This window comes from Actinomadura opuntiae, from assembly GCF_030283205.1.
Lineage (GTDB): Bacteria > Actinomycetota > Actinomycetes > Streptosporangiales > Streptosporangiaceae > Spirillospora.
The window spans coordinates 328526-347873 of record NZ_JASNWF010000001.1 but is presented as its reverse complement, the minus strand read 5'-3'; the positions used below and the strand labels follow the sequence as shown (position 1 = coordinate 347873).

The window sequence follows — 19348 nt, the reverse complement described above, 5'->3', positions numbered from 1 at the left end:
GGAGGGCCATGGCGGAGCGCGCGCGCCCGGTGAGCGTGGCGGGCAAGGTGATGGCCATCCTGAACGCCTTCGCCCAGGACGACGTGCGCCTCAACCTCAGCGAGATCTGCCGCCGCTCCGGGCTGCCCCTGGCGACCGGGCACCGGCTCGTCGGGGAGCTGGTCGGCGGCGGGTTCCTGGAGCGGGTCCCGGACGGGACGTACCGCATCGGCACCCGGCTGTGGCGGATCGGCAGCCAGGCCCCGGCAGTCACCGGGCTGCGGGAGCTGGCGCTTCCGCACATGGAGGACCTGTACGAGGCCACGCACGACAACGTGCAGCTCGCCGTGCTGCGCGAGGACCGTGTCCTGGTCGTGGAGCGGCTGCGCGGGACGCGTTCGGTGCCGGTCGTGACGCAGGTCGGCGCGACGCTGCCGCTGCACACCACCGGCGTCGGGAAGGTGCTGCTCGCGTTCGCCCCGCCGGAGTACCGGGAGCGTGTCCTGGCCGCCGGGCTGGCGCGGCACGCCGCCCGCACGATCACCGATCCGGAGGAGATGCGGCGCTGCCTGGAGCAGGTCCGCCGCTCGGGGTACGCGCTGACCCGCGACGAGATGACGCTCGGCGCCTCGTCGGTCGGCGCCCCCGTCCGGGACGGGACGGGCGAGGTGGTGGCGGCGCTGTCGCTGGTGGCCCGCACCCGCAGCGCCGACCTGCGGCGGCTGCTGCCGCCGCTGACGACGGCGGCGCGGGCGCTGTCGCGGGACGTCGCCCAGCACTGGCGCGGACACCCCGACACGTTTTCCGCCGAACGGAAGGCCGGCGCCTGAACCTGGGGGTACGCGCGCCAGCATCGCAGGGGGGAACCCCAGAACGGATGACGAGGAGGCTCGATGCGTACCCAGGTCGCGATCATCGGCGGTGGCCCGGCCGGGCTGCTGCTGTCGCATCTGCTGCACCTGCAGGGGATCGATTCGGTGGTCCTGGAGAGCCGTGACCGCGGCTACGTGGAGCGGCGGCAGCGGGCCGGGATGCTCGAGCAGGGCACCACGGACGTGCTCCGCGAGAGCGGCGTGGGGGAGCGGCTCGACCGCGAGGGCCTCGTCCACCACGGCCTGGAGTTGCGGTTCGGCGGCGCGGGGCACCGGGTCCCGCTGACCGACCTCACGGGCCGGACGGTGACGGTCTACGCGCAGACCGAGATCGTCAAGGACCTGGTCGCCAAGCGCCTGGCGGACGGCGGGGACGTGCGGTTCGAGACCGAGGTGGTCGGCCTGGACGCCTCGGCGCCCAGCGTGACCTTCCGCGACGCCACCGGCGAGACCCGCACCCTGGAGTGCGACTTCATCGCGGGCTGCGACGGGTTCCACGGGGTCAGCCGCCCGGCGGTGCCGGGGCTGCGGACGTTCTCCCGCGAGTACCCGTTCGCCTGGCTCGGCATCCTCGCCGACGTCCCGCCGTCCACCGAGGAGCTGATCTACGCCAACCACGACCGCGGGTTCGCGCTGCACAGCCTGCGGTCCCCGCAGGTCAGCCGGCTCTACCTGCAGGTGTCGCCGGACGAGGACCTCGCGGACTGGTCCGACGCGCGGATCTGGGAGGAGCTCGCGGCCCGGTTCGCCACCGACGACGGCTGGAAGCTGCGCGAGGGCCCGATCACCGACAAGGCGATCACGCCGATGCGCAGCTTCGTGGCCGAGCCGATGCGGCACGACCGGCTGTTCCTCGCCGGCGACGCGGCCCACATCGTCCCGCCGACGGGCGCCAAGGGCCTCAACCTGGCGGTGTCGGACGTGATCGTGCTGGCCAGGGCGCTGACGGAGCGGTACGCGTCGGGCTCGGAGACCCTGCTGGACGCGTATTCTCCGACGTGCCTGCGGCGCGTGTGGCGCGCCGAGCACTTCTCCTACTGGATGACCACGCTGCTGCACGTGGACCCGGCCGCCGACGACTTCGCCCTGCGGCTCCAGCGCTCCCACCTGGACTACGTCGCCTCGTCCGAGGCCGCCAAGACGTCGCTGGCCGAGAACTACACCGGCCTTCCGCTCGGCTAGTCCCGGCTCCGCCACGCGGGCCGTGCGCCGGGGAACGGCGCGCGGCCCGTCCGTGTTCCCGGCGGCGATGAGATGCACATCACGCAAGCTGGCAGTGCCTGAAATTTTGCAGAACACGCAAGCTCGGTTTACCGTGAGGGCATGACCGAGACGAGCCTGCGCGAGCGCAAGAAGGTCGCGACGCGCCAGGCGCTCAGCCGCGCCGCCGCCCTCCTCGCCGTCGAGCGCGGCGTCGAGGGCGTCACGATCGAGGCGATCGCCGACGCGGCCGGCGTCTCCCCGCGCACGTTCCACAACTACTTCCCGGGCAAGGAGGAGGCGATCGTCGCGCCGCTCACCGACGGCGCGCAGGCGGTGATCGACGCGCTGCGCGCCCGGCCGGCGGGCGAGCCGATCTGGGAGGCGCTGCGCGAGGTCGTCCGGGAGGCCCTGCTGCCCACCGACACCCGGGACGAGACCATCGCGCTGCTGCGCGTGGTCAAGCAGAACCCGGCGCTGGTCGGCAAGCAGCTGTGCGGCCTCGGCGAGATGCAGCGGCAGATCGCCGAGGTCGTCGCCGCGCGCACCGGCACCGACGCCGGCCGCGACCTGTACCCGCACCTGCTGGCCGGCGCCGCGGGCGTCGCCATGCGCACCGCCGTCGACCTGTGGGTCGACGGCCGGACGGGGGCCGAACTCCCCGAACTGATCGACTCGGCGTTCGCCCAGCTGCGCGCCGGGCTGCCCGGCCCCTAGCCGGGCGCTTCCGACCCCCGCGCCGAGACGCCGCCGGGCGGCGCCGGGGCCCCGACACGGCGGCCACCACCCCCCACCCCCTTGACCGAGTGACAGCCTGACGGCCGGCCGCCGTGGGGCCATGTCCGCACGCCCCGTTACCGATGGGACGCTCTCTTGGCCACCTTCCTCTACCGGCTCGGCCGGTTCTCCTTCCGGCGGCGCCGGCTCGTCGCGCTGCTCTGGGTGGGGCTGCTCGTGCTGTTCGGCGTCGGCGCCGCCGCGCTCAAGGGGCCCACCTCCAACGACTTCTCGATGCCCGGAACCGAGTCGCAGCAGGCGATCGACCTGCTCAAGGACAAGATGCCGCAGGCGTCGGCGGACGGCGCGACCGCCCGCGTCGTGTTCGCCGCGCCCGACGGCAGGACCGTCACCGACCCGGCCGGCAAGGCGGGCGTCGAGAAGGTCGTCGCCAAGCTCAAGGCGGCGCCGCAGGTCGCCTCCGTCGTCGACCCCTACCAGGCGAAGTCCGTCTCCCAGGACGGCCGGATCGCCTACACGCAGGTCACCTACAAGGTGCCCGCGATCGACGTCACCGACGCCGCGCGCGACGCGCTGACCGCCGCCGCCCAGCCCGGCCGGGACGCCGGGCTCCAGGTCGAGATGGGCGGCGACGCGACCGAGGCGATGCCCGAGCAGAGCGCCACCGAGGTGATCGGCGTCGCCGTCGCCGCGGTCGTGCTGATCATCACGTTCGGGTCGCTGATCGCCGCCGGGCTGCCGCTGCTCAACGCGATCCTCGGCGTCGGCATCGCGATGGCCGGGATCACCGCCGCCACCGGGCTGTTCGAGATGAGCTCGATGACCTCGACGCTCGCGCTGATGCTCGGGCTCGCGGTCGCGATCGACTACGCGCTGTTCATCGTCTCCCGGTACCGGCACGAACTGCGCGAGGGCCGCACCGGCGAGGAGGCCGCGGGACGCGCCGTCGGCACCGCCGGGTCCGCCGTGGTGTTCGCCGGGCTGACCGTCGTCATCGCGCTGGCCGGCCTTTCCGTGGTGGGCATCCCGATGCTCACCGAGATGGGCCTCGCCGCCGCGTTCGCCGTGGTCGTCGCCGTGCTGATCGCGCTCAGCCTGCTGCCGGCGCTGCTCGGGTTCGCGGGCCGCAAGGTGCTCGGCGGCTGGATCCCGTTCCTGCGCGGCGGCGTCTCCCGGCGCGGCCGGCCGCCGTTCGGGGAGCGGTGGGCCCGGTTCGTCATCCGCCGCCCGCTGCCCGTCCTGCTGCTGGCGATCGTCGGCATGGGCGTGATCGCCGCGCCGGCGCTGGACCTGCGGCTCGGCATGCCCGGCGACGAGGTCGCCTCGCCCGCCACCACCCAGCGCAAGGCCTACGACCTGCTCGACAAGGGCTTCGGGCCCGGCTTCAACGGCCCGCTGATGGTCGTCGTGGACGGCGACCGGGCGAAGGCGGCCGCGCAGACCTTCGCGGGCGAGATCAAGTCGCTGCCGGACGTCGTGGCCGTGACGCCCCCGCAGGCCAACCCCAAGGGCGACACCGCGGTGCTGACCGTCGTGCCGAAGAGCGGCCCGAGCTCCCAGCGCACCGAGGACCTCGTCTCGGCGATCCGCGACAAGGGCGACGGGTTGAAGGCGCGGACCGGCGCCGGCGCCATGGTCACCGGCCGGACGGCCATGATGATCGACGTGTCGGCGAAGCTCGGCGGTGCGCTCGCGCCCTACCTCGGGCTCGTCGTCGGCCTCGCGTTCATCCTGCTGATGCTGGTGTTCCGGTCGGTGCTGGTGCCGCTGAAGGCCACGCTCGGCTTCCTGCTCACCGTCGCGGCCACCTTCGGCGCCGTCGTCGCGGTGTTCCAGTGGGGCTGGCTGTCGGGGCTGTTCGGCGTCGACACGACCGGCCCGATCATGAGCATGATGCCGATCTTCATGATCGGCGTGGTGTTCGGGCTGGCGATGGACTACCAGGTCTTCCTGGTCACCCGGATGCGCGAGGAGCACGTGCACGGCGCCGCCCCCGGCGAGGCCGTGGTCACCGGGTTCCGGCACGGCGCCCGCGTCGTCACCGCCGCCGCGGTGATCATGATCGCGGTGTTCGCCGGGTTCCTGTCCTCCTCCGAGTCGATGATCAAGATGATGGGCTTCGCGCTCGCGGCCGGGGTCGCCTTCGACGCCTTCGTCGTCCGGATGACGATCGTCCCGGCCGTGATGGCGCTGCTCGGCCGCGCCGCCTGGTGGCTGCCGGGCTGGCTCGCGCGCGTCCTGCCCAACGTGGACGTCGAAGGTGAGAGGCTTCGGCATCTGCTCCGAGACGGACGGGACGGCGGACCCGGCGGCGACGGCGCCGGCGGTGCGCCGCGCGGGGGCGAGCGCGAGCTCGACCCCGCCGTGACCTGATCCGGGGCCCGGGCCGTCCCTCCGCGCGGGGGGACGGCCCGGGCCGTCCCAGCAGCCGCCGGCTCGCCCGAGTGCGGTGGACCCACCCGCCAAAGGACCGCAGCACATGAGCCTCCTCGAACAGCCGTCCCGGCCGGACTCCTCGTTCGCGCGGCTGCGCAGACCGGGACGGCCGGACGGCGGGCGGCCGGGCGGGCGGCCGGGCGCGGTCCGCGAGCTGGTGCTGATCGCCGTGCTGTTCACGATCTACAAGCTCGGGCGGCTGCTGGCCAACGACCGGGTCGGCGAGGCGTTCGGCAACGCGCACCGGATCTGGGACATCGAGCGGGCCCTCGACCTGCCGAGCGAGGTGCACGTCCAGCACGAGCTGCTGCACAGCCAGTTCCTCGTGCACGTGGCCAACTGCTACTACGCCTACGTGCACTTCCCGGCGATGGCGCTGTTCCTGCTGTGGATCTACCTGCGCAGGCCCGCGCACTACCGGTGGATCCGCCGGGTGCTGGTCGCGCTGACGGCCGGGGCGCTCGCGCTGCACCTGCTCGTCCCGCTGGCGCCGCCGCGGATGCTGCCCACCACCGGCCTGGTCGACACGGCCGCGCACTTCGGGCCGTCGGTGTACGGGTCGCCGCAGCACGACACGATGGCCAACCAGTACGCGGCGATGCCGTCGCTGCACATCGGCTGGGCCGCGATCATCGCGATCGGGCTCGTCCTGACGTGCCGGACGCGGTGGCGGTGGCTGTGGCTGCTGCACCCGATCGTCACGATCGCCGTCGTCGTCAGCACCGCCAACCACTACTGGATGGACGGGATCGTCGTGCTGGCGCTGCTGGCCGTCGCCGTCCTGCTGCTGCGGCCCCCCATGCCAGCCCGGACCGCCGGCGTTCCGCCGCAGGTCGCCGGCGGGACGCGCGCGGAACCGGGCGCGCCCTAGTCAGAGCGCCGCCGGCTCGGCGCCGAGCGTGTCGAGCAGCTCGACGACCGGCTGCAGCTTCTCGTACAGCAGCAGCACCGGCTCGCCGGGCCCGGCCATGTCCAGCGCCGAGGCCAGCGCGCCCTTCAGGTCGCCCGCCGGATGGTGCAGGACGTCCGGGCGCCCCTCCCGCAGCCCCTGGACGATCAGCCTGGTCATCTCGCCGGAGCGGCGGCCGCGCAGGTCCTCGTCCTCGTAGACGACGACGCGTCCGAACGATGCGGCCAGCGCCCGGGCGGTCTCGGTGACGAGTTCGTCGGACCGGTCGCCCGGTAGCGTCGCGGCGGCGACGCCGCCCTCGCCCCAGCGCGCCCGCACGAACGCGCCGATCGCGGTGATCGCCGCCGGGTTGTGCGCGTAGTCGACCAGCACCGGGTTGTCGCCGACCTGGTACACGCAGCCGCGTCCGGGGTTGCGGGTGTGCGGCTCGAAGGTGCGCAGCGCCTCGGCGGCGATGTCCACGGACACGCCGACGGCCCGTGCGGCGGCCAGCGCCGCCAGCGCGTTCGCGACGACGTGCCCGGCGCGGCCCCCGGAGGCGCCCGCGATCTCCTCCACCGGCAGCACCCGCGTGCGGCGGCGGCCGCGCGCCTCGGTCAGCCAGCCCTGCTCGACGCAGTAGCCCGCGCCGCCCTCGCGCAGGTGCCGGACCAGCACCGGCGCGTCCGCGGACAGGGCGAAGTAGCTCAGCACCGGGTCGCGGCGCCGCACCGCCGGACGCTCGGCCAGCCCGGCCGCCGGCGCGTTCTCGGCGTTGAGGACCAGGTGGCCGCCGCGGTGGATCTGCTCGGCGACGAGCGCCTTGATGTCGACCAGGTCGTCCAGCGACTCGGTGCCGTCCATGCCGAGGTGGTCGCGGGTGATGTTGGTGACCACCGCGACGTCGGCGCGGTCGTAGCCGAGGCCGCGCCGGACGATCCCGCCGCGCGCGGTCTCCAGCACCGCCGCCTCGACCGTCCGGTCGCCAAGCACGATCTCCGCCGACCGCGGCCCGGACGCGTCCGACCGGTGGACGAGCCGGCCGCCCACGTACACGCCCTCGGTGCTGGTCATCCCGGTGCGCACGCCGCTCAGCTCCAGCATGTGCGCGATCATCCGGACGGCGGTCGTCTTGCCGTTGGTGCCGGTCACCGACACGACCGGGACCCGCGACGGCGTCCCCGGCGGGTACATCAGGTCGATGACGTCGCCCGCCACGTCCCGGCCCTCGCCCTCGTGCGGGGCGAGATGCATGCGCAGCCCCGGCGCGGCGTTGACCTCCAGGATCCCCGCGGCGCCGCGCTCGGCGGGCAGCGGCGAGCCGACGTCGGGCAGCCGCAGGTCGATGCCGCACACGTCCATCCCGACGGCCCCGGCGGCGCGCACGCACATCGCGGCGACCTCGGGATGCAGGTCGCCGGTCACGTCCCGGCTGGTGCCGCCGGTGGACAGGTTCGCGTTGCGGCGCAGCCACACCGTCTCGCCGTCCGCGGGCACCGAGTCCGGGCCGTGCCCCTGCCGCGCGAGCAGCGCCAGCTCGGTCGCGCCGAGCGCCAGCCGGGTCAGCGGCCGGTCGTGGCCCTCGCCGCGCGCCGGGTCGGCGTTGACCCGCTCCACCAGCTCCGCGACCGTGGCCGCCCCGTCCCCGGTGATCCGCGCCGCGGTCAGCTCCGCCGCCGCCACCACCCGCCCGCCGACCACCAGCACCCGGTAGTCGCGGCCCGGGATGTAGGACTCGACGAGCACGCCGCCGTCGCCGGCCCCGGTCGTCCCGCCGGTCGCCGACGCGAACGCCGCCACCACCTCCGGCGGCTCCGACAGCTCGATGTGCACGCCCTCGCCCTGGTGCCCCGACAGCGGCTTGACCACCACCGGCGCGCCGATCTCCCGCAGCGCCGCGAGCGCCTCGGCGGGCGAGGTCGCCACCCGGCCCTCCGGGACCGGGACGCCCGCGTCCGCCAGCACCCGGTGCGCCAGCCGCTTGTCCGCCGCGATCTCCATCCCGATCGCGGACGTGCCGTCGGTCATCGCGGCCCACGCCATCCGGCGGTGCCGCCCGTACCCGAGCCGCAGCAGGTTCAGGCCGCCGACGCGGCGGACCGGCACGTCCCGCTCGCGGGCCGCGCGGGCCAGCGCCGCGGTGCTCACCCCGAGCCGTCCCGCCTCGTACTCGGCGGCGATCGGGGCCAGGTCGGCCGCCGGATCCGGCACCGGCCCGGCGAGCGCCGCGGTCACCGTCCGCACCGCCAGCTCGATCAGCATCTCCACCACGGGCGTGCCGGACGGCTCGTCCCGCGGGCACTCCAGGATCACCTCGTACTCGCCGGGGCCGCCCGCGCGGACCGTCCGGCCGAAGTAGACCTCCCGGCCGATCAGGCCGGACAGCTCCAGCGCCACGTGCTCGGTGACGTGGCCGAAGTAGGTGCCGCGGGCCATCGCGTCCAGCAGCCCGCCCGGCCGCCCGGCCGAGCAGTGGTGCGAGCGCAGCCCCGGCAGCGCGTCCAGCAGCCGCCCGGCGAAACCGGGATGGTCGGTGGTCTCCTGGCCGGTCAGGCCCCCCAGGTCGAGCCGCGCGACGGCGACGGGACGGTTCAGGTAGACGTTCGGGCCGCCGAGGCGGCGCACATGGTCGAGCCGCACGGCTAGTCCTCCCCGGGCCCGCGCATCGTGCCGATCGCCGGCAGCCGGTCGTACATCTGGAAGGAGCACCCGGCGGGCAGCAGGTGCAGGGACACGTCGAGCATCGCCATCGGCTCGTCGTCGGAGGCCGCGTAGGCGACCGTCGACTGGCCCGCGTCCACGACGGTGACGACCCCGGTGCCGACGACCGCGAACTGCCCGTCGCCCACCACGATCGCGGTGTCCTCGTCGATGCCGACGCCGAGCAGCCGGGTGTCCAGCGCGATGCCGCTGAGCAGCCGCGGCAGCCGCCCCCGCTCGTTGAAGTGCATGTCGATCAGCACGTTGTCCAGCAGCGCCAGGCCCGGCCCGACCCGCACGCTGGACGCGGCGACCTCGTGGCCGTGGCCGCCCAGGATCATCCAGTGGCCCATCGCGGTCGCGCCGGCGCTCGTTCCGGCGATCACCAGGCCCTCCTGCTCCAGCCGGCGCTTGAGCAGCTCGTTGGTCCGCGACCCGACCAGGGTCCGGATCCGCGACTGGTCGCCGCCGCTGAACAGCACGCCGGTCGCGGCCTCCAGGGCGCGCAGCGTCGCGGCGCCGTCGGCGGCGGCGCGGCCGAGCAGCCGCAGCTCCCGCACCGACGCCACGCCGAGCCGCCCGAACACGGCGGTGTACTCCTCGGCGACCTCCTCGGGCACCTCGGTCGCGGTCGTCACCACCACGATCCGCGCCTCCTCGGCGCCGGCCAGCTCGACGAACGTCTCCAGGGGGCCGGACCCGCAGGTCCGGTTCTCCGCCCCGCCTATGATCAGCAGCCGGCCCTTGCGTCCGGCGCCCCCGCTCTTCTCCCTCACACCTACCGACTACCCTTGATCACTCCGGGTAGTCTCGCGAACGCGATCAGTGGATCGGACGCGCCTCCGGAGCCCGGTTCCGCGCCTGCCGGAGCATCGTCGCGGCTGTGTCATGCTGGGCGGATGAGCGGCAGCTCTGTTCCCCCGAACGGCCGCCCCGCCCCGGCGCCCGCGGCCTCGCGCCGCCCGGCCGGCCCCGCCGCCGCCCGCGCCGCGGCGTCCGCGCACTACCTGCGAGGCGAGCCCATCGACATGTCCGCGCTCGCCGCCGAGCTGGGCGTCGGCCGCGCCACCCTCTACCGCTGGGTCGGCAGCCGCGAGCAGCTGCTCGGCACCGTGCTGGCGGAGATGACCGAGCGCACCTACCGGGTCGCCGCGCGCGGGGTGCGCGGCACCGGGCCCGAGCGGATCCTCGCCGTGCTGGAGCGGTTCATGCGGGCGGTGGTGGACGCCGCGCCGCTCCAGGCGTTCACCGAGCGCGAGCCCCGGCTGTTCATCCGGCTCGCCACGATGCCGGGCACCATCGAGGACCGCGCGACCGAGCTGCTGACCCGCGAGCTGCAGCGGGAGATCGACCGCGGCGCGCTGGCGGTGCCGCTGCCGACCCGGACGCTCGCCCAGGCCGTCGTCCGCATCGCCGACTCGTTCATGTACGCGCACTACCTCGGCGGGAACCGGCCGGAGATCGAGCAGGCGCTCGAGGTCGTGGCGCTGCTGCTGCGGCCCTGCCGGCACGACGCGCCCGCCGGTCCGGGCCGCGGGCCGCGCGACGGCGAGGGAATCTCCGAGCCCGTCTGAGCGCTGATGCTTTTAGCGGGAATGACTATTTCGTGGCATTAGTCCGCCATGAGAGGCTGGAGATCATTGGACGCGCTGTCGAACGAGGGACGGTCGGGCCGTGAGTGACATACCCCGCCGCGCGGTGACGCGGACCGCGAAGCTGGCCACGCTGCCGCTCGGCTTCGCCGGGCGCACCGCCCTCGGCTTCGGCAAGCGCACCATCGGCCGGCCCGCCGAGGCCGTCGCGCTGGAGGTGCAGCGCCGGACCGCCGAGCAGCTGTTCTCGGTGCTCGGCGAGCTCAAGGGCGGCGCGATGAAGGTCGGCCAGCTCCTGTCGATCTTCGAGGCCGGGCTGCCGGAGGAGGTCGCCGGACCGTTCCGCGCGAGCCTCACCCGCCTCCAGGAGGCCGCCCCGCCGATGCCCGCCGCGACCACGCACAAGGTCCTCGCCCAGGGGCTCGGCGCCGACTGGCGTGACCTGTTCGCCGAGTTCGACGACCGGCCGGCCGCCGCCGCCTCCATCGGCCAGGTCCACAAGGCCGTCTGGCACGACGGGCGGACCGTCGCGGTGAAGGTCCAGTACCCCGGCGCCGCCCAGGCGCTGATGAGCGACTTCAACCAGATCTCCCGGCTGAGCCGGGTGATCACGCCGCTGTTCCCCGGCGTCGAGGTCAAGCCGGTCGTCGCCGACCTCAAGCGCCGGCTGCAGAAGGAGCTCGACTACGTCGACGAGGCCCGCGCCCAGACCGCCTTCCACGACGCCTACGCCGGCGACCCCGACTTCGTCGTCCCGGCGGTCGTCGCGCAGTCGGGGAACGTCCTGGTCACCGAGTGGCTGGACGGCACCCCGCTGGCCAAGGTGATCGCGGAGGGGAGCCGGGAGGAGCGCGACCGCGCGGGCCTGCTGCTGTTCCGCTTCCTGCTGTCCGGCCCGTCCCGCTGCGAGATGATCCACATCGACCCGCACCCGGGCAACTTCCGGCTGCTGGACGACGGCCGCCTCGGCGTCATGGACTTCGGCGGCGCCGCGCACGTCCCGGCCGAGCTGCAGTGGTCGATCGGGCGGCTGCTGCGCATCGGCACGCTCGGCGACCCGGACGAGATCGTCGACGCGCTGTGGGAGGAGGGCTTCCTCACCCCGGACGCGGAGGTCGACCCCGACGAGGTGGCCGCGCTCGTCGCCCCGCACGCCGCGCCGTTCGCCGTCGACCGGTTCCGCTACACCCGCGAGTGGATGCGCGAGCAGACCGCCCGCGGCCTCGGCCTCGCCTCCGACATGCGGCCGGGCGCGCTCGCCCGCCAGTTCCGGCTGCCGCCGCAGTACCTCGCGGTCAGCCGCGCCCTCGCCGGCGGCGGCGGCGTGCTCTGCCAGCTGGAGGCGGAGGGCGACTACCGCGCCGAGGCCGAACGCTGGCTCCCCGGCTTCGCCGACGACGGCGGCCCCGACCAGGACGACGAGACCCAGGCCACCGCCTGACCCACCCGCCGCGCCTCCACGAACGCGGCGAGCGGAGGCCGCCCGCCCAAACGGGACGGGCCGCCCCGCACGGCGAACGCAGCGAGCGCCGGCGAGCGGAGGGCGCCGTCAGGAGAGGGCTTTGGCCTCTTCCTCCTCGACCTGGCGGTTCCAGTCGCGCTTGCTCGACTGCCAGCCGTCCTCGTCGCGGCCGCGGCGCCAGTAGCCGGAGATCGACAGCTGCTCCAGCGGCAGGCCGCGCTCGACGCGCAGGTGGCGGCGGAGCGTCTTGACGAAGCCGGCCTCGCCGTGCACGAACGCGTGCACCTCGCCGTCGGGGAAGTCCAGCTTCTGGACGGCCTCGACCAGCAGGTCGCCGACCTGGCCGCCGTTGCGGTGCAGCCAGACGACCTCGGTGCCGGCCGGAACGCGCAGGTCCTGCTCCTCCTCGGGCCCGGCCACCTCGATGAACACCCGGGCGGGGGCGCCGTCGGGGATCCGCTCGAGAGAGGCGCCGATCGCGGGAAGCGCGCTCTCGTCGCCGACCAGCAGGTGCCAGTCGGCCTCGGCGCGGGGCGCGTAGGCGCCGCCGGGGCCGTTGAAGAAGATCTCCTCGCCCGGACGGGCGTTCGCCGCCCACGGGCCGGCGATGCCCTTGTCGCCGTGGTGGACGAAGTCGATGGTGAGCTCCACGGCCTCGGGATCCCACGCCCGGACGGTGTAGGTCCGCACGCTCGGCCACTGGTCGCGCGGCATCTCGGCGCGGATCCTCTCCATGTCGAAGGGCTCGGGGTACGCCACGTCCGGACGCGGGAACAGCAGCTTCACGTAGTGGTCGGTGAACGCGCCGGCGCCGAACCCGCGCAGGCTCTCGCCGCCGAGCACCACGCGGATCATGTGCGGGGTGAGGCGCTCGGTGCGCAGCACCGTCCCGCGGTTGAGCTTCCGCCCCTTGCGTACCGGTTCCGTGGCCATGCGGACCTCCGCGAGTCGATCAGTAGTAATTAGGTAACCCTAACCTCTGACGCGTCAGGATTGTTCCGCCGGACCCGGCGCATTCCCCGAGACGTCCGGAGGACCAACGGCGGGAGGCCTGCCGGGGTACGGTCGGCTGGGCGGCTTCCTCTGCGCACGGGACGGGTGAGGCGGTTGGCGGTCAGCAGGCAGACGATGACGGACGAGCAGCGCAAGTCGGTCGCGCTGGAGTACCTCAAGGGATTCGACAACGGCGGCGTGACCTCGGACGGCGCCCCGCTGCTGGACCTGTTCGCCGACGACGCGCAGGTCTACTTCCCCAAGTGGGGGCTGGCGACCGGCAAGGACGCGATCGGGCGGCTGTTCGGCGACGTCGGCGCGACGATCAGGTCCATCGAGCACCACTACGCCACGTTCAACTGGGTCTTCTCCGGCGGGGACACGCTGGTGGTCGAGGGGACCAGCCACGGCGAGCACCGGGACGGGCCCTGGCGGGCGGGCGTGCCCGAGTGGGGCGCGGGCCGGTGGTGCGACGTCTTCGAGATCCGCGACTGGAAGATCCAGCGGGTCTTCATCTACCTGGACCCGGACTACGCGAGCGGCGACACGGCACGTTATCCCTGGCTGAAGGGCTAGGGCGCCGGGCGCGGACGTGGTGGGGAGCACACGCCCGCCATATATTTCACAAGTAAATTACTTGTTAAGCTTTAGTGGTGAGCGAGAAGAGCACCGGCGCGGCGGCCGTCCGGATCCGGCCACTGCCGCTGCGCGGCGTCCTGTCCGTCGGGAGGGCCGCCGACATCTGGCACAAGGCGGCCCTGAGCGCGCCCATCGCGTTCGGCGTCCCCGCGCTGGTCCTGCTGGCGCTCGGCCGGCTCGACCTCGCGCTCTACACCTCCGCCGGGTCGCTGTGCGCGATCTACTCGCACGGCGAGCCCTACGCCTCCCGCGCCCGCTTCATGGCGTGGGTGGTGCTCGGCATGCTCGCGAGCGTGGGGATCGCGCTGGTCACGGCGGCGGCGACCGACTCCACCGCGATCCGCGTCGGGGTCGCCGCGCTGCTCGCCGCCGCGCACAAGGCGCTCTGCGACGCGGCCCGCACCGGTCCGCCCGGCGGCCTCATCCTCACCTTCATCACGGCGAGCTGCCTGTTCGTCCCGCACCAGCGGCTCGCCGACGTCCCGTTCCACCTGGCCCTCGGCCTCGCCGGCGGCGCGGTCGCCTGGCTGGTGGTCATGGCGCCCGCACTCGTCCGCCCGGACGGTCCGGAGCGGACGGCGGTGGCCCGCGCCCTGGAGGCCGCGGCCCGGCTCGCCGCCGTCGAACCGGGGGCCACGGCACGGGTCCGCCACGACGCGGCCGCCGCGATCAACGCCGCCTGGCACACGCTGCTTTGGGTGGGCGCGCGAACCCCGGCCCGGGCCGCGAACCGGCGGGCGCTCGAACGCCTCGTCGCGCACGTCGGGACCGTCGTCGCCGGGGCTCCGGACGACCCGGACCGGCTCGCCGGCTGGGCCGCGGACCTGCGCCGCAACCGGCCCGTGCCCCGGCCGCCCGCCCGTCCGGGGGAGGAGGACGAGCTCGCGGGGATCGCCGCCGAGCGGGCCGCCGCCGCGCCGCGCGGGATCCGGGGCGTGCTGGAGGCGCTGGGGCCCGGGTCGCCACTGCTCCCCATCGCCGCGCGCGTCGCCGTCGGCGCCGCACTGGCCGGCTGGGCGTCGGCGGCGCTCGGCGTTGGCCGCCCCTACTGGGCGGTCGTGACCGCCGCCGCCGTCTTCCAGGCCAACATCACCCTCAGCTGGCGCCGCGGGCTGCAGCGCGCCGTGGGCAACCTGGCCGGGCTCGCGCTGTTCACCGTCCTGCTCCCCACGACCCGCATCGGTGGGCTCGCGCTGGTCGCCGCCGTGATGGCGCTCCAGTTCTGCACCGAGGCGACCATGGCCCGCAACTACTGGCTGGGCAGCGTGTTCGTGACGCCGATGGCGCTGCTGATGGTCGAGCTGGCCGCCCTCCAGTCCGCCGGGCGGCTGGCGGCCGAGCGCTGGCTGGACACCTGCGTGGGCGTGGTGGCCGGGCTGCTGAGCTGCGCGCTCGTCACCAACCGCCGCGCCACTGGCCGGATTGGCGCTGCGCTCGACCGGCTGGACGCCGCGACGGCCGCCGCCCGCTCGACCGACGCCGCCACCGTGGACCCGCCGCAGATCGCGCGGGCGCGCGAACGCCTCACGTCCGCGCTGGTGGAGCTGCGCGACGCGGTGGACGTCGCGTCCGGCGAATGGTGGCAGGAGGCGCTGCCCGAGGAGCGCGTGGAGCGGGCCGAACGCGAGGCGCACCGGGCGCTCGCCGCGCTCGCTCCCGCACGCGCCGTCGCGTCCCGGGCGGCGTGACGGGCGTACGATCGCCCGGACGGGACACGGATGTGACAGCGCAAGGGGTGCCGTGGAGGACGTGGTCGCCGAGGTGATCCGCCAGTGGCGGGCGATCCACCCCGGGCTGGACACCGCCCCGCTGGCGGTGATCGGGCGGATCACCCGCTGCGCCGCGCTGCTCCAGCAGGCTGAGGAGGGCCCGCTGAGCCGCGAGGGCCTCGTCCGGGCCGAGTTCGACGTGCTGACCGCGCTGCGCCGGCTCGGGCCCGGCGTCACCCCGACCCGGCTCGCCCGCGAGACGTTCTCCTCCGGCGCCGCGGTGACCAAGCGGCTCCGCCGGCTCCAGGAGCGCGGCCTGGTCGAGCGGCGCCCCGACGAGCGGGACCGGCGCGTCCAGCACCTGGCGCTCACCGAGGACGGCCGGGCGCTCATCGACCGGATCATGCCGGACCAGGTCGGGTACGAGTCCGCGCTGCTGTCGGGGCTGCCGCAGGAGCGGCGCGAGGAGCTGGCGGGCGCGCTCGCCGAGCTGCTCGTCGTCCTGGAGGGCAGGCTCGGCGGGCTGATCGGGTAGCGCGGCGGCCGGAGAATCCGGAGGACCCGGAGGCCCGGCGCCGCGGCCGTCGCGGGCGCTGTCCGGTATCGGGCCGTGTAGGGGGCGCTCGCCGGGGGAAGGAACGCGGGCAGTGATCATCAACTGTGCCGTGCGTCACACCCTGGAGGAGGAGAGATGACCCAGCCCGCGAGAGGGCGCAGGCTCCCGGATCTCGTCATCGAGATGTCCGCGGAGTTCGCCGGGACGCTCATCCTCATCCTCTTCGGGATCGGCGTCGTCGCGCAGGCCGTCGCGGGCAGCGGCCTCGGCGAGCCGCAGAGCCTCGGCGGCCACGACGCCATCGCCTGGGCCTGGGGCATCGCGGTCACGCTCGGCGTCTACGTGTCGGCGCGGCTCAGCGGCGGTCACCTGAACCCGGCGGTGACCGTGGCGCTCGCGGTCTTCAAGGGCTTCTCCTGGCGCAAGGTGGTCCCGTTCATCTTCGCCCAGGTCCTCGGCGCGTTCGTCGCGGCGCTGATCGTCCGCTGGGACTACAACGAGATCCTGCACAAGTTCGATCCGGGGCACACCGCCAAGTCGCAGTTCGTGTTCTCCACGATGCCCGGCAACGGCTCGCTGCCGATCCACACCTGGGGCGCGTTCCGCGACCAGGTCATCGGCACGGCCATCCTGCTGTTCCTGATCCTCGCGCTGACCGACGCGCGCAACTCGCCGCCGCTGGCGAACATGGCGCCGTTCATCATCGGGCTGATCGTGGTGGCGATCGGGATGGCGTTCGGGTCGGACGCGGGGTACGCGATCAACCCGGCGCGCGACTTCGGGCCCCGGCTCGCCCAGTTCATCACCGGCTACGACAGCGCCTGGCGAGACCAGTACGGGGACCTGTACTTCTGGGTGCCGATCGCCGGGCCGCTGATCGGCGGCGTGCTCGGCGCCGGACTGTACCTCCTGTTGATCGGACGGCACATCCCCGAGGAGGGCCCGGGCGGCGTCGAGCCGAGGCCCGAGTACGACGTTGAGTGACGGGCGCTTCCCGTCCCCGCGCAGAAAGGCAGAGCCCGCATGGCCGACTTCGTCGGAGCGCTCGACCAGGGCACCACCAGCACCCGGTTCATGATCTTCGATCACGGCGGCAACGAGGTCGCCCGCCACCAGCTCGAGCACGAGCAGATCCTGCCGCGCGCGGGCTGGGTGGAGCACAACCCCACCGAGATCTGGGAACGCACCCGCGCGGTCGTCCAGACGACCCTGAACAAGGCGAACCTGCACCACGACGACCTGGCCGCGTTCGGCATCACCAACCAGCGCGAGACCACGCTGGTGTGGAACCGCCGCACCGGGCGGCCGTACTACAACGCGATCGTCTGGCAGGACACCCGCACCGACCGGATCGCCTCCGCGCTCGAACGCGACGACCGGGGCAAGACGATCCGGCACCGCGCGGGCCTGCCGCCGGCCACCTACTTCTCCGCCGGCAAGGTCCAGTGGATCCTGGAGAACGTCGACGGGGCGCGCGAGGCCGCGGAGAACGGCGAGGCCGTCTTCGGCAACATGGACACCTGGGTGCTGTGGAACCTGACGGGCGGGACGGACGGCGGCGTGCACGTCACCGACGTCACCAATGCCAGCCGCACCATGCTGATGGACCTGGAGACCCTCGACTGGGACGACGAGCTGCTGTCGTTCTTCGGCATCCCGCGCTCGATGCTCCCGGAGATCAGGCCGTCGTCCGCGCCCGAGCCGTACGGCGTGACGCGGGCGAACGGACCGCTCGGCGGCGAGGTGCCGCTGACCGGCATCCTCGGCGACCAGCAGGCCGCGACGGTCGGGCAGGTGTGCTTCTCGCCGGGCGAGGCCAAGAACACCTACGGAACCGGCAACTTCCTGCTGCTCAACACCGGTGAGGAACTCGTCCGGTCCAAGGCGGGGATGCTCACGACCGTTTGCTACAAGTTCGGTGACGCTCCGGCGGTGTACGCGCTGGAGGGCTCGATCGCGGTGACGGGGTCGGCGGTGCAGTGGCTGCGCGACCAGCTCGGCATCATCTCCGGCGCATCCCAGAGCGAGAACCTGGCCCGGCAAGTCGAGGACAACGGCGGCGTCTACTTCGTGCCCGCGTTCTCCGGCCTGTTCGCCCCCTACTGGCGCTCGGACGCCCGCGGCGCCATCGTCGGCCTCTCCCGCTTCAACACCAACGCCCACCTGGCCCGCGCCACCCTCGAATCCATCTGCTACCAGTCGCGGGACGTCGTCGAGGCCATGCGCGAGGACTCCGGCGTCACGCTGGACGTGCTGAAGGTCGACGGCGGTGTGACGGCGAACGAGCTGTGCATGCAGATGCAGGCCGACATCCTCGGCGTCCCGGTGTCGCGGCCGGTGGTCGCCGAGACCACCGCACTCGGCGCCGCCTACGCCGCCGGCCTGGCCGTCGGATTCTGGAACAACACCGACGAACTGCGCCAGAACTGGAACGAGGACAAGCGCTGGCTCCCCACCTGGGACGACGAGCAGCGCGAGAAGGGCTACGCCGGCTGGAAGAAGGCGGTCGAGCGCACCTACGGCTGGGTGGACGTCGACTGACCGAACCGCGAGGTGATCTCGTCGATCGTCCGCAGGATCGCGACGGTCTCGTCCAGCGGCATCAGCGGCGACTCGGTGAGGCCGGCGCGCAGGCAGCGCGCCACCTCCTGCGCCTGGTAGGTGTAGCCGTGCCCCTCGATGTCGGCGGTGAGGACCTCCGGGTCGCCGCCGGTCCGCACGACCGTCATCGACGCGGGACGGTAGAACGGGGACGCGACGTCGATGCGGCCCCGCGTCCCGACCACGGTCGCGGCGTGCGGCGAGTCGCCCCGCAGGCCGCAGTGCAGCAGCGCCACCGCGCCCGAGGCGTACCCGAGCAGGATGCCGGTGTTGGCGTCCACGCCGGTCGGCGCGGGTGACGTGGTGGCCTGCACGGACGCGGGCGCGCCGAGCAGCGGCCAGGCGAACGACAGCGGGTAGCAGCCGAGGTCGAGCAGCGCGCCGCCGCCGAGCTCCGGCGACCACAGCCGGTGCGCCGGGTCGTAGGCGCTGGTGATGGAGAAGTCGGCGTACACGGCCGTGACGTCGCCGATCGCCCCTTCGGCGACCAGCTCGCGCAGCCGGCGGACGAGCGGGCTGAACCGCGTCCACATGGCCTCCATGGCGAACACGCCGCGCTCGCGGGCGAGGGCCACCAGCTTCTCGGCGTCGGCGGCGCCGGTGGTGAACGGCTTCTCCACCAGCACGGCCCGGCCCGCCTCCAGGCACTGCCGCGCCGGCTCGTAGTGCATGGGGTGCGGGGTGGCGACGTACACGACGTCGACGCCGCCGTCCGCGGCGAGATCGGCGTAGGAGCCGTGCGCCCGGGGGATGCCGTACCGCTCGGCGAACGCGGCGGCGGTGCCGTGCGAGCGCGAGCCCACGGCGACGACCTCGTGGTCGGGGAGGCGCAGCACGTCCTCGGTGAACACGGCGGCGATGCCGCCCGTCCCGAGGATCCCCCAGCGCAGCGGTGAGTCGGTCATGGGCCGATCGTACGGGGTGGCGGTCCTTCACCGGGCCGGGCGGATGATCTAGCATCCGCCGAGACGGTCCGTAACTG

General features: G+C 74.0%; 16 protein-coding genes. 12 read left to right on the top strand and 4 right to left on the bottom strand.

Annotation, left to right across the window (positions count from 1 at the left end):
* The first annotated feature begins 8 nt into the window (after positions 1-8).
* The 5 genes from QP089_RS01895 to QP089_RS01875 all read left to right on the top strand — a co-directional run bounded on the left by QP089_RS01895 (position 9) and on the right by QP089_RS01875 (position 6096).
* Entirely contained in the window at positions 9-809 is an 801-nt protein-coding gene (locus tag QP089_RS01895; RefSeq protein WP_285909382.1) for an IclR family transcriptional regulator, read from the top strand.
* A 63-nt stretch (positions 810-872) separates the two neighbouring features.
* A complete protein-coding gene (locus tag QP089_RS01890) occupies positions 873-2033 on the top strand; it encodes a 4-hydroxybenzoate 3-monooxygenase (protein ID WP_285909381.1) in 1161 nt (386 codons plus the stop codon).
* Between the two features lie 141 nt (positions 2034-2174).
* Complete coding sequence (locus QP089_RS01885; RefSeq protein ID WP_285909380.1) at positions 2175-2768, top strand: acyl-CoA-like ligand-binding transcription factor; 594 nt, start codon at positions 2175-2177, stop codon at positions 2766-2768.
* Positions 2769-2924: 156 nt separating this feature from the next.
* Positions 2925-5162 (top strand): MMPL family transporter, encoded by a 2238-nt coding sequence (locus QP089_RS01880; protein WP_285909378.1) that lies wholly within the window; start codon positions 2925-2927, stop codon positions 5160-5162.
* A gap of 106 nt (positions 5163-5268) precedes the next feature.
* Positions 5269-6096 carry a phosphatase PAP2 family protein gene (locus QP089_RS01875; protein ID WP_285909377.1) on the top strand — a complete coding sequence of 276 codons (828 nt, stop codon included), beginning with the start codon at positions 5269-5271 and terminating at the stop codon, positions 6094-6096.
* Here the strand turns inward: QP089_RS01875 and cphA are convergent, their stop codons facing one another.
* Entirely contained in the window at positions 6097-8754 is a 2658-nt protein-coding gene (gene cphA / locus QP089_RS01870) for a cyanophycin synthetase (RefSeq protein WP_285909376.1), read from the bottom strand. It abuts the gene before it with no gap.
* A gap of 2 nt (positions 8755-8756) precedes the next feature.
* A complete protein-coding gene (locus QP089_RS01865; protein ID WP_285909375.1) occupies positions 8757-9590 on the bottom strand; it encodes a cyanophycinase in 834 nt (277 codons plus the stop codon).
* 123 nt (positions 9591-9713) lie between these two features.
* Between QP089_RS01865 and QP089_RS01860 the strand changes: the two genes are divergently transcribed.
* Both QP089_RS01860 and QP089_RS01855 read left to right on the top strand, forming a co-directional pair.
* Positions 9714-10388 (top strand): QsdR family transcriptional regulator, encoded by a 675-nt coding sequence (locus tag QP089_RS01860; RefSeq protein WP_285909374.1) that lies wholly within the window; start codon positions 9714-9716, stop codon positions 10386-10388.
* A 100-nt stretch (positions 10389-10488) separates the two neighbouring features.
* Entirely contained in the window at positions 10489-11847 is a 1359-nt protein-coding gene (locus QP089_RS01855) for an ABC1 kinase family protein (protein WP_285909372.1), read from the top strand.
* A gap of 108 nt (positions 11848-11955) precedes the next feature.
* Here the strand turns inward: QP089_RS01855 and QP089_RS01850 are convergent, their stop codons facing one another.
* Positions 11956-12801, bottom strand: a complete 846-nt coding sequence (locus QP089_RS01850) for a siderophore-interacting protein (RefSeq protein WP_285909370.1) — start codon at positions 12799-12801, stop codon at positions 11956-11958.
* 195 nt (positions 12802-12996) lie between these two features.
* Here QP089_RS01850 and QP089_RS01845 point away from each other — a divergent pair, with 195 nt between their 5' ends.
* The 5 genes from QP089_RS01845 (at position 12997) to glpK (ending at position 18306) form a co-directional block, all read left to right on the top strand.
* A complete protein-coding gene (locus QP089_RS01845; RefSeq protein ID WP_285909369.1) occupies positions 12997-13437 on the top strand; it encodes a nuclear transport factor 2 family protein in 441 nt (146 codons plus the stop codon).
* Positions 13438-13514: 77 nt separating this feature from the next.
* Entirely contained in the window at positions 13515-15188 is a 1674-nt protein-coding gene (locus QP089_RS01840; RefSeq protein ID WP_285909368.1) for an FUSC family protein, read from the top strand.
* Between the two features lie 52 nt (positions 15189-15240).
* Positions 15241-15744 carry a MarR family winged helix-turn-helix transcriptional regulator gene (locus QP089_RS01835; protein ID WP_285909367.1) on the top strand — a complete coding sequence of 168 codons (504 nt, stop codon included), beginning with the start codon at positions 15241-15243 and terminating at the stop codon, positions 15742-15744.
* Between the two features lie 156 nt (positions 15745-15900).
* Positions 15901-16749, top strand: coding sequence for an MIP/aquaporin family protein (locus QP089_RS01830; protein WP_285909366.1), 849 nt, complete (start codon positions 15901-15903; stop codon positions 16747-16749).
* A 39-nt stretch (positions 16750-16788) separates the two neighbouring features.
* Complete coding sequence (gene glpK, locus QP089_RS01825) at positions 16789-18306, top strand: glycerol kinase GlpK (RefSeq protein WP_285909365.1); 1518 nt, start codon at positions 16789-16791, stop codon at positions 18304-18306.
* Here the strand turns inward: glpK and QP089_RS01820 are convergent.
* Positions 18282-19271 (bottom strand): Gfo/Idh/MocA family protein, encoded by a 990-nt coding sequence (locus QP089_RS01820; protein ID WP_285909364.1) that lies wholly within the window; start codon positions 19269-19271, stop codon positions 18282-18284. The genes glpK and QP089_RS01820 overlap by 25 nt on opposite strands.
* Positions 19272-19348 lie beyond the last annotated feature (77 nt).